The organism is Clostridium psychrophilum (assembly GCF_018861705.1).
Taxonomy (GTDB): Bacteria; Bacillota; Clostridia; order Clostridiales; family Clostridiaceae; genus Clostridium_AD; species Clostridium_AD psychrophilum.
On sequence record NZ_JAHLEC010000228.1, the window covers coordinates 1 to 1,696 of the forward strand.

The 1,696-nt window shown below is 32.4% G+C and carries 2 protein-coding genes and 1 riboswitch; both genes read left to right on the plus strand.

The window, feature by feature from the left end:
- Positions 1 to 194: 194 nt before the first annotated feature.
- A complete protein-coding gene (locus KPL38_RS19125; RefSeq protein ID WP_216290724.1) occupies positions 195 to 830 on the plus strand; it encodes a C40 family peptidase in 636 nt (211 codons plus the stop codon).
- A 68-nt stretch (positions 831 to 898) separates the two neighbouring features.
- Positions 899 to 994: riboswitch (guanidine-I (ykkC/yxkD leader) on the plus strand.
- Positions 995 to 1,098: 104 nt separating this feature from the next.
- Positions 1,099 to 1,419: a quaternary ammonium compound efflux SMR transporter SugE gene (gene sugE, locus KPL38_RS19130; RefSeq protein ID WP_216290725.1), complete on the plus strand. Its 321-nt coding sequence runs from the start codon at positions 1,099 to 1,101 to the stop codon at positions 1,417 to 1,419.
- Positions 1,420 to 1,696: the final 277 nt, after the last annotated feature.

The following is a 1,696-nucleotide window of genomic DNA, read 5'->3' on the forward strand; positions in this document are numbered from 1 at the left end:
GTGGTAGTCCTATTGTTCTATGCCCAGAATGTGATGCAAATATGATAATCAAAGGACGATGAGATTATCATATTTGCTTGGCATAAGGGTTTTTACTCGACCGTAGGGAGAGTTTGTTCTTAATGTATCAATTTATTAATTTATATAATAGTTAAATGTAGTATACATTTAAACAAAATATTGGAGGTAAGTATATGAAAAAAACATTAGCTTTAGTCGCAATCTTATTAACTCTAGCAGGCTCTCATACTGTATTTGCTGCTAGTGGAGTAGTAAATGCAAGTACATTAAACATTAGACAGAAACCAACCCTTAAATCCTCGGTTTTAGTTTCTATGCCAAGGAATACGAAGATTAATACTTTAGGGAAAAGTGGTGCTTATTACAAAGTAACTTATAAAGGAAAAACTAGATATGCATATGGATTTTATATAAAAATGGTACAAGCTGCTACTGTTTCATCAAGTTCAGCATCTAAAGTGAACACTGTTGTATCAAAAGCACATAAATTACTTGGAACTCGTTATAGATATGGGGGAACATCACCATCTACTGGATTTGATTGCTCAGGGTTAACTCAATACGTTTACAAAAGTGTTGGTGTTGCTTTACCTAGAACAACTTATCAGCAAGTAAGAAAAGGTAAATCTGTTGGTGTAAATAGTCTTAAAGCAGGGGATTTAGTCTTTTTTATAGGAGATCAGCATGTAGGATTATATATCGGAAACAACAAATTTATACAAGCACGGAAAACTGGTACAGTTGTGCAAACAACTCAATTAAGCGGGTATTGGAGATCATCATTTGTAACAGCAAGAAGGATACTTTAAAAATTGATATGTTGAAGTCCATATAACCTTGTGTTATAATTTTCTATATATTGTAAAATTAAATGATTTGTATAGTTTTCTAGGGTTCCGCAGTTTATGACTGGACTGGTCCAAGAGAAGACGCACAGTTACTGTGTACACGGAAGGATAAAAGCCTGGGAGATATTTTAAATAATATTTCTTTGGCTTTTTTTTGTTGAAATTATGCCATAAATATTATTATTAAATAATCAATTATAAAAAAATATTAATTTAGGAGGAAATGATTATGCAATGGTTATATTTAGTGGTAGCGGGAATGTTTGAGGTCGAATGGGCAATTGGATTAAAATATTCACAAGGATTCACAAAAATGATGCCTAGCGTGTTTACTTTAGTAGGGATGATTGCAAGTTTCTATTTTTTATCACTAGCTTTAAAAAGCCTTCCAATAGGAACTGCATATGCAATTTGGACAGGTATAGGCACTATTGGGACTGTAATTTTAGGTGCTGTTTTGTTTAAAGAGCCATTTGATATTATGCATATAATTTGTATTGCATTGATAGTTAGTGGGATTGTTGGATTAAAATTAATAACAATACACTAATAACATGCATTTCTGTAAAAATAATATCTAGTTAAAACTTAAAAGTTCAAGGAACTTTGGATTTTTTAAAACGACAGTTCAGAAGGAAAGATTCCCACTTCTATACGAGTGGGAGGATAACTATTGCGAATTGTTATCTACTCCAGAGAACTACAACGGGGAAAAGCCCTATGTGTTAAGATAGTTGTCGTAGAGAGAAATATAGTATACTATACTGTATAGGCTTTACGAGAGGAGCAATAAAACATGGTGAGTAAAATTGGCTATTCTGAAGAAG